Raw genomic sequence first — 21,499 nt, 5'->3', positions numbered from 1 at the left:
TGACGGTTCGTGAAGCCCGCGCGATCAGTCCGTGAAGGGGTCGCGGACCAGGATCGTGTCCTCGCGCTCGGGGCTGGTCGAGACCAGCGCCACCGGGCACTGGATCAGTTCCTCGACGCGGCGGATATATTTGATCGCCTGTGCCGGCAGCTCCGCCCAGCTTCGCGCGCCGGCGGTCGACTGGCTCCAGCCCTCGATGGTCTCGTAGATCGGCTCGACCCGCGCCTGGTCCTGCGGGTGCGGCGGCAGATAGTCGTAGGTCTTGCCGTTCAGCGTGTAGCCGGTGCAGATCCTGATCTCGTCGAAGCCGTCGAGCACGTCGAGCTTGGTCAGCGCGACGCCGGTGATGCCCGAGACGGCCGCCGACTGGCGCACCAGCACGGCGTCGAACCAGCCGCACCGGCGCTTGCGGCCGGTGACCGTTCCGAACTCGTGGCCGCGCTCGCCGAGCCGCTGGCCGATCTCGTCCTCCAGTTCGGACGGGAAGGGACCCGATCCGACGCGGGTGGTGTAGGCCTTGACGATGCCGAGCACGAAACCCGTCGCCGACGGGCCGAGGCCCGAGCCGCCCGAGGCGGTGCCGGCGATCGTGTTCGACGAGGTGACGAAGGGATAGGTGCCGTGGTCGATGTCGAGCAGCACGCCCTGCGCGCCTTCGAACAGGATGCGGCGGCCCGCCTTGCGTGCTTCGTTCAGGGTGAGCCAGACCGGCTTGGCAAAGGGAAGGATGAAGCCGGCGATCTCGGCCAGCTCGGCCTTCAGCCGATCGCGGTCGATCGGCGCCTCGTTGAAGCCCGCGCGCAGCGCGTCGTGGTGGGCGCAGATGCGGTCGAGCTGCAGCTCGAGATCGTCGAGATGGGCGAGGTCGCAGACGCGGATCGCGCGGCGGCCGACCTTGTCCTCGTAGGCGGGGCCGATGCCGCGCCGGGTGGTGCCGATCTTGCCGCTGCCGCTCGCATCCTCGCGCAAGCCGTCGAGGTCGCGGTGGAAGGGCAGGATCAGCGGCGCGGTCTCGGCGATCTGAAGATTGTCGGGGGTGATGGCGACGCCCTGGCCCTGGAGCTTGGCGACCTCGTCGCGGAAGTGCCACGGGTCGAACACCACGCCGTTGCCGATCACCGACAGCGTGCCGCGGACGATACCCGAGGGCAGCAGGCTGAGCTTGTAGGTCTTGCCCGAGACGACCAGCGTGTGGCCGGCATTGTGACCGCCCTGGAAGCGCACGACGACGTCGGCCCGCTCGGCGAGCCAGTCGACGATCTTGCCCTTGCCCTCATCGCCCCACTGGGCACCGATCACCGTGACGTTGGCCATTGTTCCATCCTGTAAAAGCCGGTCCGTTCGTCCCGAGCGACGTCGAGGGACATTCGCTTGCGCAGGCGTGTCTCGACGTCGCTCGACACGAACGGGTGGAGGTCGTTCAAATCGGTTGGGGCGTGCTTCCCCGAAGAATATGCGTGCAGCCGAGCGCCGCCGCGTCGTCGGCGTCCGACAGCGCGGCGACGGTGATCCAGTCGTCGCCGCGCAACGCCGCGCCGGTCGCGGGATCGGTGCCGAGCGGCAGGAAGACGCGGCGATGCTCGACGACGCCCAGGCCGACATCGACCAGCGGATCGATGTAGATCGAGAAGCCGATCGCCTTCTCCTCCGATCCGTCGGGATGGACGATCGTGTAGCAGCCGCCCCGGCCGATCTCGCCGGTCAACCCGTGGCCGAACAGCGAGAAGCCGATCCAGGTCTGATATTCGAAGCCGTGGCGCTCGGTGGGGTCGAGCGTCAGGGTGACGCCGTCGCCGATCGCGGCGACGATGGCCTCGATCGCCTCCAGCCGCTTGTCGAGCGCCTGCGCGCCTGCGATCGCGCGCAGCTTGGCGATGGCGGGACCGACCGGGCCGGCCGCCTCGATGAACGGGAGATAGGCGCTGGCGCCGAGGGCGGCGAGCCCGCCTGCATCCTTGGCGTCGAGCATGGCGCGCGCGGCGTCGATCTTGCCGGCGGGCAGCGGCATCGCTCCCGCCGCCAGCGTCTCCACCAGGTCGGGCAAGGTGAGGTCGACGGTGATGCCGGTGACGCCCGCCACCTCGAGCGCCTCGACCGCGACGCGCAGCACCTCGATCACGGCGGCGACGCTGTCGGTGCCGATCAGCTCGGCGCCCGCCTGGGTGAGCTCGCGCTCGGGACGGAGCTGGGTGGCGCGCAGCTTGAGCACCGGGCCGCCATAAGCGAGCCGGAGCGGGCGCGGGCGATGGCCCATGCGGGTCGCGGCGATGCGGCCGACCTGCGCGGTGATATCGGGGCGGAGCGCCAGCGTGCGCTGCGAGACCGGATCGACGAACCGGAGCAGGTCGCGCGAGCCCGCCGACTTGAGCTGGCCGACCAGCCCTTCCTCGAACTCGGCGAGCGGCGGGGAGACCCGCGCATAGCCGTGCCGGCCGATGGCGACGATCACCCGATGGAGCAGCCGCGACCCCGCCTCCGCCTGCGGGGGCAGGCGATCACGAAGACCTTCGGGCAGGAGTCCGGGGGCGATGCTCATGGGACCTACTCCCTCTCCCCTCTGGGGAGAGGGCCGGGGAGAGGGGCCGTCGCGAGCGCGAGCGCGATCATCTCGGCGACACCCTCGATATTCCCCATGACCTCGGCATTGGTAAAGCGGATCACGCGATAGCCCTTCGATTCCAAACAGGCGGTTCGGGCGGCGTCATACTGCAAACTGTGCGCATGTGTATCCCCGTCTAGCTCTATCGCGATTTTTCTTGAGCGAGCGGCGAAGTCGAGGATGTACGGCTCGACGACGACCTGACGGGTGAACTTCACATGCGAGAAGCGGTGCGCGCGGAGTAAAGACCAGAGCTTCGCTTCGGCTGGTGTCTGCTCCGAGCGCATCGCGCGGGCGCGGGCTTTGAGGGTTTCGTCGGTTCTGGGCATTGCCTCAGCCTCCCGCTCTGCCCCTCTCCCAACCCTCTCCCCGGAGGGGAGAGGGCTTTTCAAGAAGGCTTAGAAGCTCAGCGCCTTGGCCGACTTCACGCCGGGGAGCTGGGCGATCTTCGCCTTGACCGCGTTGTCGACCGGGCTGTCGAGCGACAGCAGCAGCACCGCCTCGCCGCCGGCCGAGCGGCGGCCGAGGTGGAAGGTGCCGATGTTGACGTTCGCCTCGCCCAGTGCCGAGCCGAGCCGGCCGATGAAGCCGGGCGCGTCGACGTTGACGACATAGAGCATGTCGCCGGTCAGGTCGGCCTCGACCTTGACGCCGTAGATCTCGACGAGGCGCGGTTCGGCGTTGGCGAACAGCGTGCCGGCGACCGACTTGGCGCCATCGGCCGTGGTGACGGTGACGCGGACCAGGGTCGAATAATCGCCCTCGCGGTCATGACGCACCTCGCGCAGGTCGAGGCCGCGTTCCTTCGCGAGGAAGGGCGCGTTAACCATGTTCACCGTGTCCGAATAGACGCGCATCAGGCCCGCGAGCACGGCGCCGGTGATCGGCTTCTGGTTGAGCTCGGCGGCGGCACCCTCGACCTCGATCGCGACCGCCTTGATCGCGTCGCCCTCGAGCTGGCCGACCAGCGCGCCGAGATGCTCGGCCAGCGCCATGTACGGCTTCAGCTTGGGGGCTTCCTCGGCCGACAGCGACGGCATGTTGAGCGCGTTGGTGACGCCACCCGACAGCAGGAAGTCCGAGATCTGCTCGGCGACCTGGATCGCGACGTTGACCTGCGCCTCGTTGGTCGAGGCGCCGAGGTGCGGGGTGGCGATGAAGCCCGGGGTGCCGAACAGCGGGGAATCGGTCGCCGGCTCGGTGACGAACACGTCCATCGCCGCGCCCGCGACATGGCCGCTGTCGAGAGCCGCCTTGAGCGCCGCCTCGTCGATCAGGCCGCCGCGCGCGCAGTTGACGATGCGCACGCCCTTCTTGGTCTTGGCGAGATTTTCCTTCGACAGGATGTTCTTGGTCGACTCGGTCAGCGGCGTGTGCAGCGTGATGAAGTCGGCCCGGGCGAGCAGCTCGTCGAGGCTGACCTTCTCGACGCCCATCTCGACCGCGCGTTCCGGCGTCAGGAAGGGATCGAACGCGACGACCTTCATCTTGAGGCCGATCGCGCGGTCGGCGACGATCGAGCCGATGTTGCCGGCACCGATCAGGCCGAGGATCTTGTTGGTCACCTCGACGCCCATGAAGCGGTTCTTCTCCCACTTTCCGGCCTGGGTTGACTTGTCGGCCTCTGGCAGGTCGCGGGCGAGGGCGAACATCAGCGCGATCGCATGCTCGGCGGTGGTGATCGAGTTGCCGAACGGCGTGTTCATCACGACGACGCCCTTTGCCGAGGCGGCGGGGATGTCGATATTGTCGACGCCGATACCGGCGCGGCCGACGACCTTCAGGTTGGTCGCGGCGGCCAGGACCTCCTTGGTGACCTTGGTCGCCGAACGGATGGCGAGGCCGTCATACTGGCCGATCATCGCGATCAGCTCGTCCTTGGTCTTGCCGGTGATCTCGTCGACCTCGATCCCGCGATTGCGGAAGATCTGCGCGGCGAGGGGGTCCATCTTGTCGGAAATCAGTACCTTGGGCACGTTGATTCATCCTTATGTCTGAACCGTCATGCCAGCACAGGCTGGCATCCATGTCTGTCTTCTCTCGCGATGTCATTGCACGTGGAGAGAGACATGGACCCCAGCCTTCGCTGGGGTGACGCAATAGGGGGATTGGGTGGAGGAAGGGGCCGTTACGCCGCGCGGGCCTGCGCCCAGGCCCAGTCGAGCCAGGGGCCGAGCGCCTCGACGTCGGCGGTGTCGACGGTGCCGCCACACCAGACCCGCAGGCCCGGAGGGGCGTCGCGATAGCCCGCGACGTCATAGGCGGCGTCCTCGAGTTCGAGCGCGCCGGCGATCTTCTTGACGAGGGCGAGCTTCGCCTCGTCGTCGAGACCCTCGACCGCGCCGTCCGCGAACTTCAGGCACACCGAGGTATTCGAGCGCGAGGCCGGATCGGCCGCGAGATGGTCGATCCAGTCGGTCTTCTGCACCCAGGCGTCGAGCGCCGCGGCATTGGCGTCGGCGCGGGCGATCAGTTCGGCCAGGCCGCCGATCGACTTCGCCCATTCGAGGCTGTGGATATAATCCTCGATCGCCAGCATCGACGGCGTGTTGATCGTCTCGCCCTTGAAGATGCCCTCGATCAGCTTGCCGCCCTTGGTCATGCGGAAGATCTTCGGCAACGGCCAGGCCGGGACATAGCTTTCGAGCCGCTCGACCGCGCGGGGGCCGAGCACCAGGATGCCGTGCGCGCCTTCGCCGCCCAGCACCTTCTGCCAGGAGAAGGTGACGACATCGAGCTTGTCCCAGGGCAGGTCCATCGCGAAGCAGGCCGAGGTCGCATCGGCGATCGTCAGGCCCTCGCGGTCGTCCCGGATCCAGGCGCCGTCAGGGACGCGAACGCCCGAGGTGGTGCCGTTCCAGGTGAAGACGATATCGGTCGACTGGTCGAGCGCGGCGAGGTCGGGCAGGCTGCCATAAGGCGCCTTGACCACGTCGGCCTCGATCTTCAGCTGCTTGACGACATCGGTGACCCAGCCCTCGCCGAAGCTCTCCCAGGCGACCATCGTCGCCTTGCGGGCGCCGAGCATGCTCCACAGCGCCATCTCGACCGCGCCGGTATCCGATCCGGGGACGATGCCGATGCGATGGGTGGCGGGGATGCCGAGGATCTCGCGGGTCAGGTCGATCGCATGGTTGATGCGCGCCTTGCCGAGCTTCGAACGGTGCGAGCGTCCGAGCGAACCGGTAGCGAGTTTTTCGGGGGCCCAGCCCGGCGGCTTGGCGCAGGGACCGGAAGAGAAATGGGGGCGTACCGGCTTGGAGGCCGGGCGTTCAAAATCAGTCATTTAAGACTCTCCTCACAGAGAGCACGCGCTGCGTTGGGACAGCGTGGCCCGCCGCCGCTTCTAGAGATGGGGTGGGGTAAGTCAATGACCGAAAAGGGTCGGGAGTAAAATATCGACGGAGTGATGCACGGTGGAGTTAGGCACCAAATATCAGTGCGTTAGTGACCGTCTGTCATCCGCCTTCGCGGATATGGCGCTGTGGGAGGCAGGGGATCCCGCTCGCACGCTGCGCCGGACAAAGAAAAAGCCCCGGAGCGAAACCCCGGGGCTCTGTCCTGTAGCGATGCAGGTCGCTTATTTGGCGGGGGCCGCCTCGTTGCCGCCTTCGGCCGGGGCCGCGGCGTTGTCGGCTGCTCCATCTTCGGCCGCCGGGGCCGCCGCTTCGGCGGGAACCGCCGGCATCGGGCGCGGCGCGTTGCTCTGCTGGTTCAGATAGGCGATCACATTGGCGCGATCTTCGGGCTTGGAAAGGCCCGCGAAGGTCATCTTGGTGCCGGGCGCGAACGCCTTCGGGCTCTTCAGCCAGTCGCTGAGATTCTGCCAGTCCCAGGTGCCGCCCTTGGACTTGAGCGCGTCGGAGAAGGGGAAGCCGTGCGCGCCCTGGCCGACGCCCTCGCCCAGCACGCCCCACAGATTCGGGCCGAGGGCGTTCGGGCCGCCATTCGCGGCGTTGTGGCAGGCGGCGCACTTCTTGAACACGTCGGCGCCCTTCGCCGGATCTGCGCTGGCAAGGTAGAAGGCGATCGGCTTCTCGGCGGCGGCGGCGCCGCCGGCGTCACCCTCTTCCTCGACGCCCTCGACCACATAGCCCATCTTTTCCGGACGCTCGGCCTTGAAATATTCGCCGCTCAGGATCGAAAGGCCCAAGGCGGCAATGCCGCCAGCCAGCGCCCAGCCGGCAATCGTGTTCGCGCGATCGTCCATGTGCCCCTACAGCTCCCATTGGTGACGTGGGAGGGAAGAACCCACGCTGAATTCGCGCCCCCTTTATAATCGCTTCGGTGGCTCCGCAAGCGTTGGAACGCGCGAATATGTTGCGGCGCGGCTTGCGGTCGCTCCGGCGCCCGCCTAATCCGCGCGCATCATGCAGAACTATCCAGCCCCCGCCCAGGCGCTCGTCGCCGAAATGACCACCGCCGCGGAAGCCGATCCGGCCCGGGCCGTGGCCTTTCAGGGGGCGCCCGGCGCCAATTCGCACATCGCCGTGCTCGAAGCCTTTCCCAACAGCCTGCCGGTGCCTTGCTTCAGCTTCGAGGATGCGCTCGACGCGGTGCGCGACCTCCACGCCGACTGCGCCGTGATCCCGATCGAGAATTCTCTGCACGGCCGCGTCGCCGACATGCATTTCCTGCTCCCCGAGTCGGGGCTCGTCATCATCGGCGAGCACTTCCTGCATGTCAGGCATACGTTGATGGCGCTGCCCGGCCACGGCAAGATCACCCAGGTGATGAGCCATCCGCAGGCGCTGGGCCAGTGCCGGCACTGGCTGCGCGCGAACGGCATCGCGCCGGTCGCCTTCCCCGATACCGCCGGCGCCGCCGCGGCGGTCGCCGAGGCGGGCGATCCGCATGTTGCGGCGCTTGCACCGTCGATCTCGGCGGGCATCTACGGGCTCAAGGTGGTCGAGGAGAATGTCTCGGACTCGGTCGACAACACGACCCGCTTCGTGGTCCTCGCCCGCGAAGGGCGCGATGTCGCGATCGACGACGGCCCGTTGATGACCACCTTCATTTTCGCGGTGAAGAACATCCCGGCGGCGCTGTACAAGGCACTGGGCGGCTTCGCGACCAACGGCGTCAACATGACCAAGCTGGAAAGCTACCAGCGCGGGGCGTCTTTCTCGGCGACCGAATTCTACGCCGATATCGAGGGCCATCCGGACGAGCCGCACATCCGCCGCGCGCTGGAGGAGCTGGCGTTCCACACCAAATGGGTGCGGCTGCTGGGGACCTATCCCCGGGCGCGCGAACGCGGTTTCGGGTAACGCAGACGCCATTCGTCATTCCAGCGAAAAGCTGGAATCTCACTGCCTTGATATCGTTCGGTCCAGTGGACCGACGGAAGGGAGATCCCGGCTGCGCGGGATGACGTTCGATTTTCGCGGATCCGGTGGAGTCCTACGCTCCGTTCACCCAGGCGGTGAGCAGTGTATTGGCGATGGCGATCGGGAAGGGCACCCGGAACGCGCTGTCGGGATCGTCCGCCAACGCCGCGCGGACCTCGTCCCTGGTCGCCCAGAGTGCGTCGCTGAGTTCGTTGGTGTCGAGCGTCACGGCGTCGCTCTCGACCGTCGCGATGCAGGCGATCATCAGCTGCGACGGGAACGGCCAGGGCTGGCTCGTGACGTAGCGGACGGCTGTCACCACCACGCCGGCTTCCTCGTGCAACTCGCGGGCGACCGCCTCCTCGATCGACTCGCCGACCTCGAGGAAGCCGGCCAGCGCCGAGTAGAAGCCATAGGGCGCGCGGAGGTTGCGGCCGAGGAGGACGCGTCCGTCATGTTCGGCGAGCATGATCACGACCGGATCGGTGCGCGGAAAATGCTCGGTGCCGCAGCCGCCGTCCGCCGTCAGGCAGAAGCGCGCCCAGCCCGAACGTGCCACCGTGGATATCCGCCCGCAATTGGCGCAGAAGCGGTGCCGTGCATGCCAGTCGACCAGCGAGCGGGCGGCGGCATAGGTCGCGCCGTCGCCGGCCTCGGTCATCGTCCGGGCGATCGCGATCGATTCGTTGCGCTGGTCGCCGCCCAAGGGCCTACCCGCGAGCGCGACGAACCTGGGCGCGCCGTCGATCAGGCCGAGCATCGCCAGCGCGGTATCGCCGGGCGCTTCGGACATCGGACCCCAGCTCAGCCGGCCGTCCTCGTCCAGGACCGGCTTCAGCCCGTCGAGACGCAGCAGGCGCGCGGCCGGGTTGGCGAGTTGCTCCTCGAAAAAGGCCGAGGCGTCGCGCTCGATATCGAGTCGAGTCAGGGGCGAGCCGGTGAAGCCGGGGGCTGGGAAGGTGGCCATCGTCTGTTCCTTAAGCGTCGCGGCTGGCGATAGCGCGGGCGGCGGCGCGCGCGAAGAGGGTGGGAAGGCCGGCGTCCGCGATGCCGTCGATCGGCCACCATTCGCCGTCGCCGGCATGGGTGGGGTGGGCCGTGGCCATCACCCGAAGCTTCAGCGCGAAATGGGTGAAGACATGATCGACCGACCCCGCATCCCGCCACGATGCGTCGAGCGGGGCGCCCGCGAGGCCGGGATCGTCGTCGGACCAAGGGCCGCTCGGCAGCGCGCGCATGCCGCCCAGCAGGCCCTTGCCGGGTCGCCGGACCAACCAGACGCGGTCGTCGTCCTCGATCCAGAAGGCGGTGCCGAGCCGTTGCGGCTTGGCCTTCTTGGCAGCCTTGACCGGATAATCCTCGGGATTGCCGGCGATCCGCGCGTCGCAACCGTCGGTCAGCGGGCAGAGCAGACATTGTGGCGCGCGGACCGTGCAGATCGAGGAGCCGAGGTCCATCATCGCCTGGGCGAAATCGCCGGCGCGCCGGTCGGGCGTGATGCGGTCGACCAGCGCGCGCAGCGCCGGGCGCGCCTTGGGGAGTTCTCTGTCGAAGGCGAACAGCCGGCTCGCCACCCGCTCGACATTGGCGTCGACCACCACCGCTCGCCGGCCGAAGGCGATCGCGGCGATCGCGGCGGCACTGTAGTCGCCGATGCCGGGGAGGGTCCGGAGCCCCGCCTCGCTGTCGGGAAAGGCGCCGCCATGGTCGTCGGCAACGGCGCGCGCGCAGGCGACCAGGTTGCGGGCGCGGGCATAATAGCCGAGGCCCGCCCAGGCGCTCATCACATCGGCATCGTCGGCCGCGGCGAGGTCGGCCACGGTCGGCCAACGCGCGGTGAAGCGCTCGAAATAGGGTTTCACCGCCGCGACGGTGGTCTGCTGCAGCATGATCTCCGACAGCCAGACCCGGTAGGGATCGGTCGGCACCCCGCCCGGTCCCGCACGCCAGGGCAGGCGGCGATGATGGGCATCGTACCAGGCCAGCAAATTTTCAGGGACGGCATCGACGGACATGGGGCGCCTATGGCATGAAGCGCGCGATGAACGAAACCGGCAATAGAAAACTCCCCACGGCCGGCGGCAAGCCCGCCAAGCGCCCGCCGGAACCCCGGCCGCGCGGCGGCGCGGCGCGGGCCGTGGCGGATATGGTCCCCGATGTCGGCCGGGCGGCTTTCCGCCGCTTCGGCTTCGTCCAGAGCTCGGTGGTCAGCCGCTGGGCGGAGATCGTCGGCGAACGCTATGCGCGCGTCTCGATTCCCGAATCGATCCGCTTCCCGCAGGGGCGGCGCGCCGACGGCATCCTGACCCTGACGGTCGAAGGCTCGCACGGCACGATGCTCCAGCATGTCGCGCCGACGATCATCGAACGGGTAAACCGCTTCTTCGGCTATTCGGCGGTCGCGCGGATCGCGATCAAGGCCGGTGCCTGCGCCGCGCCGCCGCAACCCCCGCGCGGCCGGGTCGCGCCGCCGTCGCTCAGGCCGGTGCCCGTCGAGCTCGGCGAAAGCCTGCGCCTGGTCGGCGATCCCGAACTGCGCGCCTGCCTCGAATCGCTGGCCGGCGCGCTTGCCGCCACCAGCGGCCCTCCCGTCATCGCATCCGGAGACAGCGACCGGTGATCTCGATTCTCGTCCGGGCCGGTCTGGCACTCGCCCTGCTGTCGCCCGCCGCGCTTCCCGCGGCCACCAGGCCCGCCGCGGCGAAGCATGACTGGCTGGCCGTCACCGCGCGCACGGCGGAAGGCGCGATCGTCGTCGGCAATCCGGCGGCGAAGGTGAAGCTGGTCGAATATCTGTCGTTGACGTGCCCGCACTGCGCCGACCTGTCGACCCAGTCGATGCCGGCCCTCCAGCGCGACTATATCGCCAAGGGCCTGGTCAGCTTCGAAGTGCGCCATGCGGTGCGCGACGGTTACGACTTCGTCGCCTCGCTGTTGCTGCGCTGCGAGCCGCCGACCCGCTATCTCGAATCGCTCGAGGCGCTGTTCGCGGCCCAGTCGGACTGGATGCAGAAGGGGCTGACCGCCAAGGACATGCCGGATTTCGACAAGAAATCGGGCGACGAGAAGATGGCGGCGGTCTCCAGGGCGGCTGGCTTCGACAGCTTCTTCGCGAAGCGCGGCGTCACGCCCAAGGCCTATGCCGCCTGCATGGCCGATACCAAGGCCAAGGAACAGCTGGGGCAGATGGCCGGCTACGCTTGGCAGCGCGACCAGATTCCCGGCACGCCGCTCGTGCTGATCAACGGCACCCGGCAGGAGGGCGTCCATGCCTGGTCGGATCTCGAGCCGCTGATCAAGGCGGCGCTGAAATAGGGGACGCCAAGCGGGCGCCGGCCGGCCGCTCGGCCGATCGGGGGCTTTTGCGCCCTTGCGCGCGGCGGCGGCCCCGCTATCACTGACCCGATATCCTGCATCCGCGGCGTGGAGACGATAAGCACATGAAGAAGACGCTGGCCTTCGCGGCCCTCGGCCTGGCCATCATGGTGACGGGCTGCGGCAAGAAGGAATCCGATACCGCCGCCACCAACACCGCGGCCCCGGCCGCGCCTGCCGCGCCCTATTCCGGCCAGGACTGGACCCAGACACTCGTCAAGACGCCCGAGGGCGGCTTCCGCATGGGCAATCCCGATGCGCCGGTGAAGCTGGTCGAATATGCCTCGATCACCTGCCCGCACTGCCGCGACTTCACCAAGGTGGGCAGCGGGCCGCTGAAGGACAATTATATCCGCACCGGCAAGGTAAGCTGGGAATATCGCAACTTCGTGCTCAATCCGCTCGACGTCGCCGCGACGCTGGTCGCGCGCTGCCAGGGCGCCGAGACCTTCTTCCCGTTCGTCGAGCAGCTTTATGCCACCCAGACCGACTGGGTCGGCAAGTTCAACTCGGTCGACGAGGCGACGCTGCGCTCGGTCGGCGCGCTGCCGCAGCAGGAGCAGTTCACCAAGCTGATCGAACTGTCCGGGCTCGGCGACTTCTTCAAGGCGCGCGGCGTTCCCGCCGATCGCATCCAGGCCTGCATCTCCGACAAGGCCGCGCTCGCCGAGCTGCTCAAGATCCGCGATCACGGCGCCAACGAGGACAAGGTCGACGGCACGCCGAACTTCCTGATCAACGGCGAGCGGCAGGAAGGCGTCTACGACTGGGCCGGCCTGGAGACCAAGCTGCGCGAACGGGTGCGCTGAGGTGAAGCGCGGATGCGCGCCGGTGGAGGAAAGCTGAGCCGCCGATGCGCTTCCGCAAGCTCCGCCTGTCCGGTTTCAAGAGCTTCGTCGAGCCCGCCGAGCTGATCATCGAACGCGGGCTGACCGGCATCGTCGGTCCCAATGGCTGCGGCAAATCCAACCTGCTCGAGGCGATTCGCTGGGTGATGGGCGAATCGAGCGCCAAGTCGATGCGCGGCGGCGGCATGGAGGACGTGATCTTCGCCGGCACCACGACCCGGCCGGCGCGCGACTTCGCCGAGGTCACGCTGTTCACCGAGCGCCCCGAAGCGGAGGCCGACGAGGATCGCGAGGTCGAGGTCACCCGCCGGATCGAGCGTGGCGCCGGTTCGGCCTATCGCATGAACGGGCGCGACGTCCGCCAGAAGGACGTCGGCCTGCTGTTCGCCGACGCCGCGACCGGCGCCCATTCGCCGGCACTGGTCAGCCAGGGCCGGATCGCGGCGGTGATCGCCGCCAAGCCCGCCGAGCGGCGCCAGATGCTGGAGGAGGCGGCCGGCATCGCCGGGCTGCACGTCCGCCGCAAGGATGCCGAGCAGAAGCTGCGCGCGACCGAGACCAACCTGTCGCGGCTCGACGACCTGATCGCCGACATGGAGAACCGCACCGCGTCGCTGCGGCGGCAGGCGCGTGCGGCCGAGCGCTACAGGATGCTGAGCGAGCAGATCCGGCTGGCCGAGGCGCGGCTGATCTACGCGCGCTGGCGCGATGCCGCCGCCGCCGCCGATGCCGCCCGCAAGGAGGCCGCCGCCGCCGAGGCGAGCGTGGCGCAGGCGGCCGACGCGCAGCGGGCGATCGCCGGGCAGCAGGCGGACGCCACCCGCACGGTCGGCGATGCGCGGCAGGCGGCGCAGACCGCGCGCGAGCGGTCGACGGGGCTCTCGCACCGGCTCGCCACCCTGACCGGCGAGCTCGAGAGCGTCCGCCGCCGCATCGCCGACCTTGCGCAGTCGCGCGACACGCTGGGCCGCGACCGCGCGCGCGAGGACCGGCTGGCGATCGACGCGGCGGCCGCGCTGACGGCACTCGCCGAGGAGGAGAAGACGCTGGCCCGCCGGATCGAGCAGGCGACGGTGCGCCAGGCGGCGGTCGACTCGCAGGTCCGCGACGCCGAGACCGAGGCGCGCGAGGCCGAGCTGGCGGTCGCCAAGGCGCAGGCCGCCCACGCCGCCGAACAGGCCGACATGCGGGTGGCGCAGGCCAACCTCACCGCCGCGCGCCAGCGGCTCGACCGCGCGCAGGCCGAGCTGCAGCGCGTCGCCCGCGAGCTCGCGGCGCTGGGCGACGAGGCGCCGCTGGTCGCCCGCCGCGCCGCCGCGGTCGCCGCCCGCGAGGTCGCCGAGCGGGCGATCGCCGAGGCGATGGGCGCGATCGGCGCGGGCGAGGAGGCGCGCGCGGCCGCCGCCCAGCGCCGCGACGAGGCCGAGGCGGCGAGCGGCGCCGCGCGGGCCGCGCTGGCGGCGCTCGAATCGGAGGCCCGCTCGCTGGAGAAGGCCGCGAGCGCGGCGGGCAAGGGCGACCGCGCGATCGACCATGTCCGCGCCGCACCCGGCTATGAACGCGCGCTGGCGGCGGCGCTCGGCGACGATCTCGACGCGGCGGTCGGCGGCGACGGGCCGCTGCGCTGGTCGGGTGCGGCGGCGGCGGGCGACGACCCGGCGCTGCCCGCGGGCACCGAGCGGCTCGCCGACCATGTCCGGGGCCCGGCCGAGCTGGGCCGCCGGCTCGCCCAGGTCGCGGTGGTCGATGTGGACGACGGCTCGATCGCGCTGGCGGCCGGGCAGCGGCTCGTCACCCGCGACGGGCGGATGCGGCGCTGGGACGGCTTCTTCGCCGCGGACGTCGGGGCCGCCGCCGCCGAACGGCTGGTCCGCGCCAACCGGCTCGCCGAGCTGGAAGCGGCGCTGCCGGGCGCCCGCGCCGAGCTGGAGGCCGCGCAGGCGGCGCTGGCCGAGGCCAATGGCGCGACCCAGGCCGCACGGTTGGCGATCGACGCGGCGCGCAGCGAACAGGGCCGGGCCGAGGCCGCCCAGCGCAACGCGATCCGCGACGAGGACCAGGCGACCACCGCGATCGAGCGTCTCGCCGCGCAGCAGGCGGCGATGGCCGAGCGGCAGGCCCGCGCCAAGGCCGAGGCCGACGAGGCGGGCGGGCTGGTCGAGACGCAGATGGCGGCGATGCTCGCGCTGCCCGACGGCGAGGCGACCCGCGCCGAGGTCGACCGGCTGCGGCAGGCGAGCGAGACGGTGCGCGCCCGGCTGTTCGAGGCGCGCGGGCAGGCGATGACCCTGGCGCAGGCGGCCTCGGCCGATGCCCAGCGCCAGCAGGCGGCACGCGGCGAGGCGAAGAGCTGGAAGACCCGGGCGGGCGACGCCGCCAACCGCATCGCCGAGATGGACGCCCGTGCCGCCGCGATCGAGACCGAGAGCAAGGCGCTCGACGGGCGGCCCGAGGAGCTCGCGGCGTTGATCGCATCGGTCGGCGCCGATGCCCGCGCGGCCGAGCAGCAGGCCGAGGCGTCGCGCGAGGCCGAGCGCGTCGCCGAGAACCAGCTGCGCGCGATCGAGGCCGGAGCCGCGCAGGCGGGCGAGACGCTGGCGGCGGCGCGCGAGGCGCGGGCGGGGGCCCAGGCCCGGCTGGAGAACCAGGAGCAGCGCCGGGTCGAGATGGGCCGCATCGCGGGCGAACGCTTCGAATGCCCCGCGCCGGTGCTGCCCCAGAAGGTCGGCTTCGTCTCCGACGAGGTGGGCGAGGCGGCGGCCGAATCGGCGCGGCTCGAACGGCTGACCGCCGATCGCGAGCGGCTGGGCCCGGTCAACCTCGTCGCCGAGAGCGAACTGGCCGAGATCGAAGGCCAGCACGCCACCAGCATCTCCGAACGCGACGAGCTGTACGAGGCGATCAACCGGCTGCGCGGATCGATCGGCAGCCTGAACCGCGAGGGACGGGCGCGGCTGCTGGCGGCGTTCGAGGCGGTCAACGGCCATTTCCGGCGGCTGTTCATCACGCTGTTCGGCGGCGGCGAGGCGCATCTCGCGCTGATCGACAGCGACGATCCGCTGGAGGCGGGGCTGGAGATCATGGCGCAGCCGCCCGGCAAGAATCTCAGCTCGCTCACCCTGTTGTCCGGCGGCGAGCAGGCGCTGACCGCGGTGGCGCTGATCTTCGGGCTGTTCCTGACCAACCCGGCGCCGATCTGCGTGCTCGACGAGGTCGACGCCCCGCTCGACGATGCCAATATCGAACGCTTCTGCGACCTGCTCGTCGCGATGACCCGCGAGACCGAAACCCGCTACCTGATCGTCACCCACAATGCGGTGACGATGAGCCGCATGCACCGGCTGTTCGGCGTGACGATGGTGGAACGCGGCGTCAGCCGGCTCGTTTCGGTCGATCTGAGCGGGGCGGAGCAGCTGCTCGCGGCGGAATAGCTTCGCACCCGCGTCTTTTGGGCAGCGGCGGCACGGATGGACCGGCCGCCGCCGGCGGGGTCGAGGCGCATGCGACGGCTATTGACGGCGGTGACGATGATGGCGGCGATCGCGGCGATGGTGGCGCTGCCCGCAGGGGCAGGCGCGGGCGCGGCGGCGGCCGGACCCGCCGGTCGCGCGGTCGAGGCGCTGACCCCGGAGCGGTCGGGCGGCCTGCCCGCCCCCAAGGGCGAGCGCCGCCCCCAGGTGACGCAGCGTTTCGACGCCGAGGTCGCGGCGCTCGCGGCCCGGCCGCTGCCGGTCGACGGCGTGTCGACGCTGTTCCTGGGCAGCTCCAGCATCCGGCTGTGGGACGTGGGGATGAGCTTCCCCGCGATGCACGCGCTGAACCGCGGCTTCGGCGGCGCGACGACGGCCGACGTGCTCCATCATTATGACGAGGTCGTCGCGGGGCTGCAGCCGGCGACGGTGATCGTCTATGTCGGCGAGAACGACATCGCGGGCGGGGCCACGGCGGAAACGACCGCGACCGACGTGCTGACCCTGCTCGCCCGGCTGCGGAGCGACCTGCCGCGGGCACGGATCGCCTATCTGTCGATGAAGCCGACCCCGCTGCGCTGGGACCTCTACGCGCGGATGACCGCCGCCAACGCCGCGATCAGGGGCCAGGCGACGACGATCGGCTTCGACTATGTCGACGTCGGCGGCGCGCTGCTCGACCCCGCGGGCAAGCCCGACGCCCAATATTACAGCGTCGACGGGCTCCACCTGAACGCCCGGGGCTATCAGCGCTGGACCTCGATCATCCAGCGCTACCTCGCGCCCAAGGCGCCCATCCGCGGCGAGGAACCGGCCGGCACCTCCTGATCGCCGGCACCGGACCGCGCCGGCGGGACGGGCGTGCGGGGCGGGCGGCGGACCGCGAAATCCGGGCAACAGGATGTCCAAACCCGGGTGCATGGGGTTGCACGTTCGTTTTTTTATTTTTTTATGTCGCGCCCTCCGGACCGGGGCGATCCCGCCCGGCCGCGGGCCCGCGAAGGGCAAGCCGCCAGCCGCAAGACGGAGGTCCTCGACGACGCCAGGTCCGCAACGGGGCGCTTTCCATAACCGGTCATGAGAAGGAGGCATCGACGCCGTCGCAGGCGGATGCGCGCCGATCGGAGCAGACGGGGTCCTACATTGCAAGGCGGTCCGGCGTGGCGGGCGCTCGCCGGCGCCGCGGGACAGGCGGGCGGGGGGCTTCCTTGCCGCCGCCCGGACCTTACCCCCTGATCTGGGCAAAGCCCCGCAACGTGGCCCGCAGATTCGGATCGGGCAGCGCTTCGGTGAGCGCCTCGACCTGCGCCACCATGTCGCCCTTGCCCGTCACCGGCCCGACGATGTGCGACGCCATCGCCCAGGCGCCGAATTCGCGCCTGTCGACATGGCGACTGGACAGCCGCACCAGCGCCCGATGCCGCTTGTCCAACGCGATCCGCGAGAAGGTCGCCTCGACATGGTCGAGCGGCCCCTCGAGCACCTGCAGGAAGCGCTTGCCGTCGAAGATCAGCAGCCCGGTTATATCGTCGCGGCCGTTACGCCGGCGGGACCCTTCGAGGATCGTTTCGACGTCGAACAATATCAGCGAGGGGCTCGCGGTACTGATGTAGGTGAGTTGGAAAAGCACGATCGACCCGCATTGTTTTGTTGATACGTCTCATTGCCGGCGCGGCGCTGACAAATCGTAAAGGTGGCAATGCATGGCGCGCCAAAACGGTCCAGTTCAAGATAGACTTTAGGCGAAGCGGTGCATCGACGGGCGTTTCGGTTGGCTGCCTGCGGAGCGGGACAGGCGGGCGCGGGCTTCGTTCCGGCGCACGATGATGGGAGGGCGGCGCATGGCCATTTGCCCATGGTCCTCGTTTTTCGGATGGCCGTTTGCGCCTTAATATCAGTCGTCTCGGTCTATTCACGCACTTCCCGAGAGCGGACATGCTCGAACTATAAGAACCATATCCGCAGCGGGCACGTGATCCGGTGCGCCTGTCGGCATTCGTACGTGCGACCTCAGCCGTCCGCATACGCGCAGAGGTACGACGTCGGGGGGGGCATAGCGGTCGAAAGGCCCGAAAGGATGTCGTCCTTATGTTGCGTTGCCAGAAGCACGCCTTGTAAACGCCAGAACGAGGCGCGCGTGGAAGCCGCTTGTATAGGGGGCTCTTGTGGCTGGCGCGATGCGTGATCATTCTCTGTGTGGCTGGCGGGTGCGGAGCGCGTGGCCGCTGCCTGAGCTTCTGGCCTGGAACGGCGATGACAGGACCCCGGACATCTCGATCCGGCTGGGGCAGGTGCCCGCAGAGCTCGACGGAACGGTGCGCAAGACACCGCTGGTGCAGGTCAATGAGTGCGGCTGGCTGCGATATGCTGTCCGCAACGTTGCGACCTATCTCGTCCGTGATGGAAACGAGGTGATCATCGACACCCCCCACGCGCCTGATACCGCCGATGTCGCGCTGTTCCTGCTAGGCTCCGTCCTCGGCTTTCTCTGTCACCAGCGCGGCCTCCTGCCGCTCCACGCAAGTTGCATTGCGCTGGAAGGCAAAGTCGTTGCATTGGCGGGGCATTCGGGAGCAGGCAAATCGACACTTGCGGCACTGCTGCTTGCGCAAGGCGCGCGGTTGCTGTCCGACGACGTGACGGTGATCGATCTCCGCGCCGAGGGTGGTCCCATGGTATTGCCGACCTATCCACGGCAGAAACTGTGGCGCGACACGCTCGATACGCTGGACATCGTGCCGGGCCGCGTTCTGCGTCGCACTGTCCATCTCGAAAAGTTCGACCGCCAGGTGGCCGACCGGTTCGAGTCCGCACCGATGCGGCTCGATGGGGTGTGCCAGATCCACCTCCAGATGCGCGAGAACAGCCTGCGCCTCGCGCCGCTGGAAGGAATGTCGGCGGTGCGCATGCTGCATGAGAATGTGTACCGGCGCACCGCGGCGGGATTGCTCGGCCGATCGAACCAGGTCTTCGCCGATTGTGTCGCGCTGTCGGCGCAGTTGCCCCATCGCGCGCTGGTCCTGCCCAACGGGATCGACCGTATCACGCGGCAGGGGGGTGAGCTTGCCGCACTGTTGGCGCGGCCACAATGACGTGCGCTGCGCCGCGAGAGCATGTGTGGCTCGCATCCTATCCCAAGTCGGGCAACACCTGGATGCGGATTGCGCTGGCGGCGCTGCGTCAGGGCGACGCCGGCTTCGATCTGGCGCGCATGACCAACAATGTCGGTATTTTCCTGGCGATGCGCCACCGCCTCGACATGGCGCTCGATATCGATTCATCCGACCTGTCGGTGGACGAGCTGCATCTATTGCGACCGAAGATCTATGGCTTGATGGATACCCAGGGACGCGCCACGACGATCTGGAAGGTCCATGACCGGTGGTCGCGCACATCCGACGGCGAGGCACTGTTTCCCGCGGAGATCACCGCCGCTACAATCTACCTGGTGCGCGATCCGCGGGACGTGGCAGCATCCTTCGCGCATCATTTCGAGATGGATATCGATCGCGCGATCAATGTGATGGCCGACCCCGACTATAGCGTCGCCGCGAAGACCGATTCAGCCCATTTCCACCTGCCGCAGCATTATTCGAGCTGGCGCAATCATGTCCTGAGCTGGCTGGACGAGTCTGACCATGACCCGCTGGTCCTGCGCTATGAGGACATGGTTGCGGATCTGCGGTGTGCGCTAAGACAGATCAGCGCGACGCTCGGCTGGGCCAGCAGCGATATGGAGATCGCGGCGGCGGTGGCGGCGACGCGGTTCGACCGGTTGCGCGCCGAGGAATCGGCTGGCAATTTCCCCGAAAGCCTGCAGGGCAACCGTCCGTTCTTCCGTCGCGGCATTGCGGGCGGATGGCGCGACACGCTCAGCCCCGCCCAAGCCGCCCGGATCGAGCGCGACCATGGCGATGTGATGGCGCGGCTCGGCTATCTCTAGCCGTTCGATCCCTCTACCCAGCGGATAAACCGCCCATAATGGATGCCGCGCCCGAACAGGTCGAGCATGTCGGTGGCGCGCGCCATGGCGGCATCGGCGTCGGTCGGCCAATTCTCGGCTACTGCCCGCAGACGCGGGAGGTCGAGCATCTCCCGCGCGGCTGGCGACGCTTCCAGCCGGTCCAGTTCGGCCATGAAGACAGGGCGGAGTTGCGTCAGTCGGTAGAACCAGTCGCCATTCTGATAGCCGCGCCTATGTTCGCTCACCACCTGTTGAGGCATACGATCGCTCAGAACCTCGCGCGCAAAAGACCGCGGCCGGCCGTCGCGCTGCCAAAGCTCGATCGGGAGCGCCAGGCAGAAATCCACCAGTCGGCGATCCCCCAAGGGGTCGCGCAGATCGCATCCACCGACATAGGGAGACGCCGCCAGCCATTGGTTTTGCGACCAGTTCTTCTCTAGGAAAGCGAGGCGCAGGCGGCGGTCGCGATCGCGGCCGCTTGGGACCTCAAGCATCGTGTCGGTGATCGCGCGCGCATCGACGCATGCCGCGAGCGCGCCGGATGCGGAGGATCGAAGTTGCCAATCGTCCTGCGTGCCGCGCCAACCCCGGCTTAAGTTGCGGAGGCGGCCTGGAACGGCATAGGCGAACAGATTCTGGCGGAGCTGTGATCTCAGCCGATAACCGTTTCGGTGGAGGCCGCGAAGCTGGCGCGCGACTTCCATCAGTCGACCGGAGCGCGCGAGATCGGCGAGCAGGGCTTCGCTTTTCCACGACAAAGTGAAATTGCCCGAGGTGCCGGTGAGGACAACGGAGGCTCCGCTCGCACGCGCACGGGCATAGAGCGGCTCCCACGCCGCGAAAATCATGAAATTGCGTACCGGAAGGCCGAACTCCCAGAACAGCCGGGTCGCGTCCTCCTCGCCTGGCGTGATGTCGCCGGCGGGGACGAACTGCGCTTCGATATTCGGGTAGAGCGCCGCGGTCGCGCGGGCGTGCCCCGATTCATCGAAAAATGCGCGCGGACGCTCGGCCGGCAGAGGCGCGGTCGAATCGGGGACCGATGTGAATGTAAGAAGCCGCGACGGCGCCAGCAGGCGCGCAGCGGTCGCCGCGACGCCCGAAGAATCGAGGCCGCCAGACAACTGGCAAGCGACCGGCCCGTTCGCTCTCAGGCTCGCCGCAACGACCCGGTCCAGCAGCTCGCGGCCCGCTTCGACATAATCCCGCGGATCGCGATAACGGATCCGGCGCCCAAGGTCGGGCTGCCAGTAGCGGTGGACGGTCTGGCGGCCCTTGTGCCAGTCGAGCAATCCGGCGGGCGGGAGGCGAAACACGCCCTGAAAAGGGGTGGCACCTGCGGGCATCGCGCGGGCCAGCAGCAAATGGGCCATCGCCTCTTTGTCGATTCGCCGGTCGGCACCCGAAAGGGCAAGTACGGCGGAAGGGCGGGTCGCGAACGCGAGTCGGCTGCCGTCGTCATGCGCAAATATCGATCGACCACCGGTAGCATCGACCCCCAGCACCAGCCGCCGCTCGATATCATTCCACCAGGCGAATGCGAACGCCCCGATGAAACGAGGGCAGGCGTCGGTGCCCCAGCGTTCGAATGCAGCCATCACCAATGCGGCATCGCCGAGCCGCGCGGCGTCAGACTTGGGCAAATTGAGGGATGCGATCAGTTCGTCGCGATTGTCCAGCCGACCGTCGAACACCAACTGCGAGCTGCCGCCCATAAAGCCAGCCGGCAGCCGGTCCAGACGATCTTCCGGGGTAAACGCTTGTGGCGTCAGGACCAGCGCAGCGGTATCGCCGCGCCAGATCCTACCCTTGCCGCCGCCATAGGTGAGAGCGGCGCTGCCGAGCCGATCAATGTCCCGCCGTTCCACCGGGCCTGCGCAGGCGAGGCCAGCGAAAAACGACATGGGCGTGGG

At 69.0% G+C, this 21,499-nt stretch carries 18 protein-coding genes; 8 read left to right on the top strand and 10 right to left on the bottom strand.

The window, feature by feature from the left end; all coding sequences use genetic code 11:
- Positions 1–24: 24 nt before the first annotated feature.
- From ASE22_RS04720 to ASE22_RS04695, 6 genes are all read right to left on the bottom strand, one after another.
- Complete coding sequence (locus tag ASE22_RS04720; protein WP_056355633.1) at positions 25–1,314, bottom strand: adenylosuccinate synthase; 1,290 nt, start codon at positions 1,312–1,314, stop codon at positions 25–27.
- A 106-nt stretch (positions 1,315–1,420) separates the two neighbouring features.
- Positions 1,421–2,536 carry an ATP phosphoribosyltransferase regulatory subunit gene (locus ASE22_RS04715; RefSeq protein WP_056355631.1) on the bottom strand — a complete coding sequence of 372 codons (1,116 nt, stop codon included), beginning with the start codon at positions 2,534–2,536 and terminating at the stop codon, positions 1,421–1,423.
- A 5-nt stretch (positions 2,537–2,541) separates the two neighbouring features.
- Positions 2,542–2,928 (bottom strand): endonuclease domain-containing protein, encoded by a 387-nt coding sequence (locus ASE22_RS04710; protein ID WP_082545675.1) that lies wholly within the window; start codon positions 2,926–2,928, stop codon positions 2,542–2,544.
- 69 nt (positions 2,929–2,997) lie between these two features.
- On the bottom strand, positions 2,998–4,575 hold the full coding sequence (gene serA / locus ASE22_RS04705) for a phosphoglycerate dehydrogenase (protein WP_056355629.1): 1,578 nt from the start codon (positions 4,573–4,575) through the stop codon (positions 2,998–3,000).
- A 152-nt stretch (positions 4,576–4,727) separates the two neighbouring features.
- Entirely contained in the window at positions 4,728–5,885 is a 1,158-nt protein-coding gene (locus ASE22_RS04700; RefSeq protein WP_056355627.1) for a phosphoserine transaminase, read from the bottom strand.
- A 294-nt stretch (positions 5,886–6,179) separates the two neighbouring features.
- The gene (locus ASE22_RS04695; protein WP_056355625.1) at positions 6,180–6,809 is read right to left on the bottom strand and encodes a c-type cytochrome; all 630 of its coding nucleotides are present in this window, start codon (positions 6,807–6,809) and stop codon (positions 6,180–6,182) included.
- Between the two features lie 160 nt (positions 6,810–6,969).
- On the opposite strand from ASE22_RS04695, the gene ASE22_RS04690 reads away from it, so the two are divergent.
- A complete protein-coding gene (locus ASE22_RS04690) occupies positions 6,970–7,869 on the top strand; it encodes a prephenate dehydratase (protein ID WP_056355623.1) in 900 nt (299 codons plus the stop codon).
- Between the two features lie 133 nt (positions 7,870–8,002).
- Here ASE22_RS04690 and nudC read toward each other — a convergent pair whose 3' ends face one another.
- Both nudC and mutY read right to left on the bottom strand, forming a co-directional pair.
- Entirely contained in the window at positions 8,003–8,896 is an 894-nt protein-coding gene (nudC, locus tag ASE22_RS04685) for an NAD(+) diphosphatase (RefSeq protein WP_056355621.1), read from the bottom strand.
- A gap of 10 nt (positions 8,897–8,906) precedes the next feature.
- Positions 8,907–9,944, bottom strand: coding sequence for an A/G-specific adenine glycosylase (mutY, locus tag ASE22_RS04680; protein ID WP_056355619.1), 1,038 nt, complete (start codon positions 9,942–9,944; stop codon positions 8,907–8,909).
- 14 nt (positions 9,945–9,958) lie between these two features.
- Between mutY and ASE22_RS04675 the strand changes: the two genes are divergently transcribed.
- From ASE22_RS04675 to ASE22_RS04655, 5 genes are all read left to right on the top strand, one after another.
- Positions 9,959–10,549, top strand: a complete 591-nt coding sequence (locus ASE22_RS04675; RefSeq protein WP_056355617.1) for a DUF721 domain-containing protein — start codon at positions 9,959–9,961, stop codon at positions 10,547–10,549.
- Positions 10,546–11,244, top strand: a complete 699-nt coding sequence (locus tag ASE22_RS04670) for a DsbA family protein (RefSeq protein WP_056355615.1) — start codon at positions 10,546–10,548, stop codon at positions 11,242–11,244. The genes ASE22_RS04675 and ASE22_RS04670 overlap by 4 nt, the downstream gene beginning before the upstream one ends.
- 125 nt (positions 11,245–11,369) lie before the next feature.
- The gene (locus tag ASE22_RS04665) at positions 11,370–12,113 is read left to right on the top strand and encodes a thioredoxin domain-containing protein (RefSeq protein WP_056355613.1); all 744 of its coding nucleotides are present in this window, start codon (positions 11,370–11,372) and stop codon (positions 12,111–12,113) included.
- 44 nt (positions 12,114–12,157) lie between these two features.
- A complete protein-coding gene (locus tag ASE22_RS04660) occupies positions 12,158–15,583 on the top strand; it encodes a chromosome segregation SMC family protein (RefSeq protein ID WP_056355611.1) in 3,426 nt (1,141 codons plus the stop codon).
- A 69-nt stretch (positions 15,584–15,652) separates the two neighbouring features.
- A complete protein-coding gene (locus ASE22_RS04655) occupies positions 15,653–16,450 on the top strand; it encodes a GDSL-type esterase/lipase family protein (RefSeq protein WP_235536497.1) in 798 nt (265 codons plus the stop codon).
- 397 nt (positions 16,451–16,847) lie between these two features.
- Here ASE22_RS04655 and ASE22_RS04650 read toward each other — a convergent pair whose 3' ends face one another.
- Positions 16,848–17,252, bottom strand: coding sequence for a BLUF domain-containing protein (locus ASE22_RS04650; RefSeq protein WP_056355609.1), 405 nt, complete (start codon positions 17,250–17,252; stop codon positions 16,848–16,850).
- A gap of 547 nt (positions 17,253–17,799) precedes the next feature.
- On the opposite strand from ASE22_RS04650, the gene ASE22_RS04645 reads away from it, so the two are divergent.
- Complete coding sequence (locus ASE22_RS04645) at positions 17,800–18,714, top strand: hypothetical protein (protein ID WP_200933232.1); 915 nt, start codon at positions 17,800–17,802, stop codon at positions 18,712–18,714.
- Positions 18,715–18,737: 23 nt separating this feature from the next.
- The gene (locus ASE22_RS04640; RefSeq protein ID WP_200933233.1) at positions 18,738–19,565 is read left to right on the top strand and encodes a sulfotransferase domain-containing protein; all 828 of its coding nucleotides are present in this window, start codon (positions 18,738–18,740) and stop codon (positions 19,563–19,565) included.
- Here ASE22_RS04640 and ASE22_RS04635 read toward each other — a convergent pair.
- Positions 19,562–21,490 carry an asparagine synthetase B family protein gene (locus tag ASE22_RS04635; protein WP_056355598.1) on the bottom strand — a complete coding sequence of 643 codons (1,929 nt, stop codon included), beginning with the start codon at positions 21,488–21,490 and terminating at the stop codon, positions 19,562–19,564. The two genes, ASE22_RS04640 and ASE22_RS04635, sit on opposite strands and share 4 nt — an antisense overlap.
- Between the last annotated feature and the right edge of the window lie 9 nt (positions 21,491–21,499).

The sequence above is a fragment of the Sphingomonas sp. Root720 genome (assembly GCF_001428605.1).
Taxonomy (GTDB): Bacteria; Pseudomonadota; Alphaproteobacteria; order Sphingomonadales; family Sphingomonadaceae; genus Rhizorhabdus.
The sequence above is the reverse complement of the archived record's forward strand: the minus strand, read 5'-3'. Positions and strand labels throughout refer to the sequence as shown.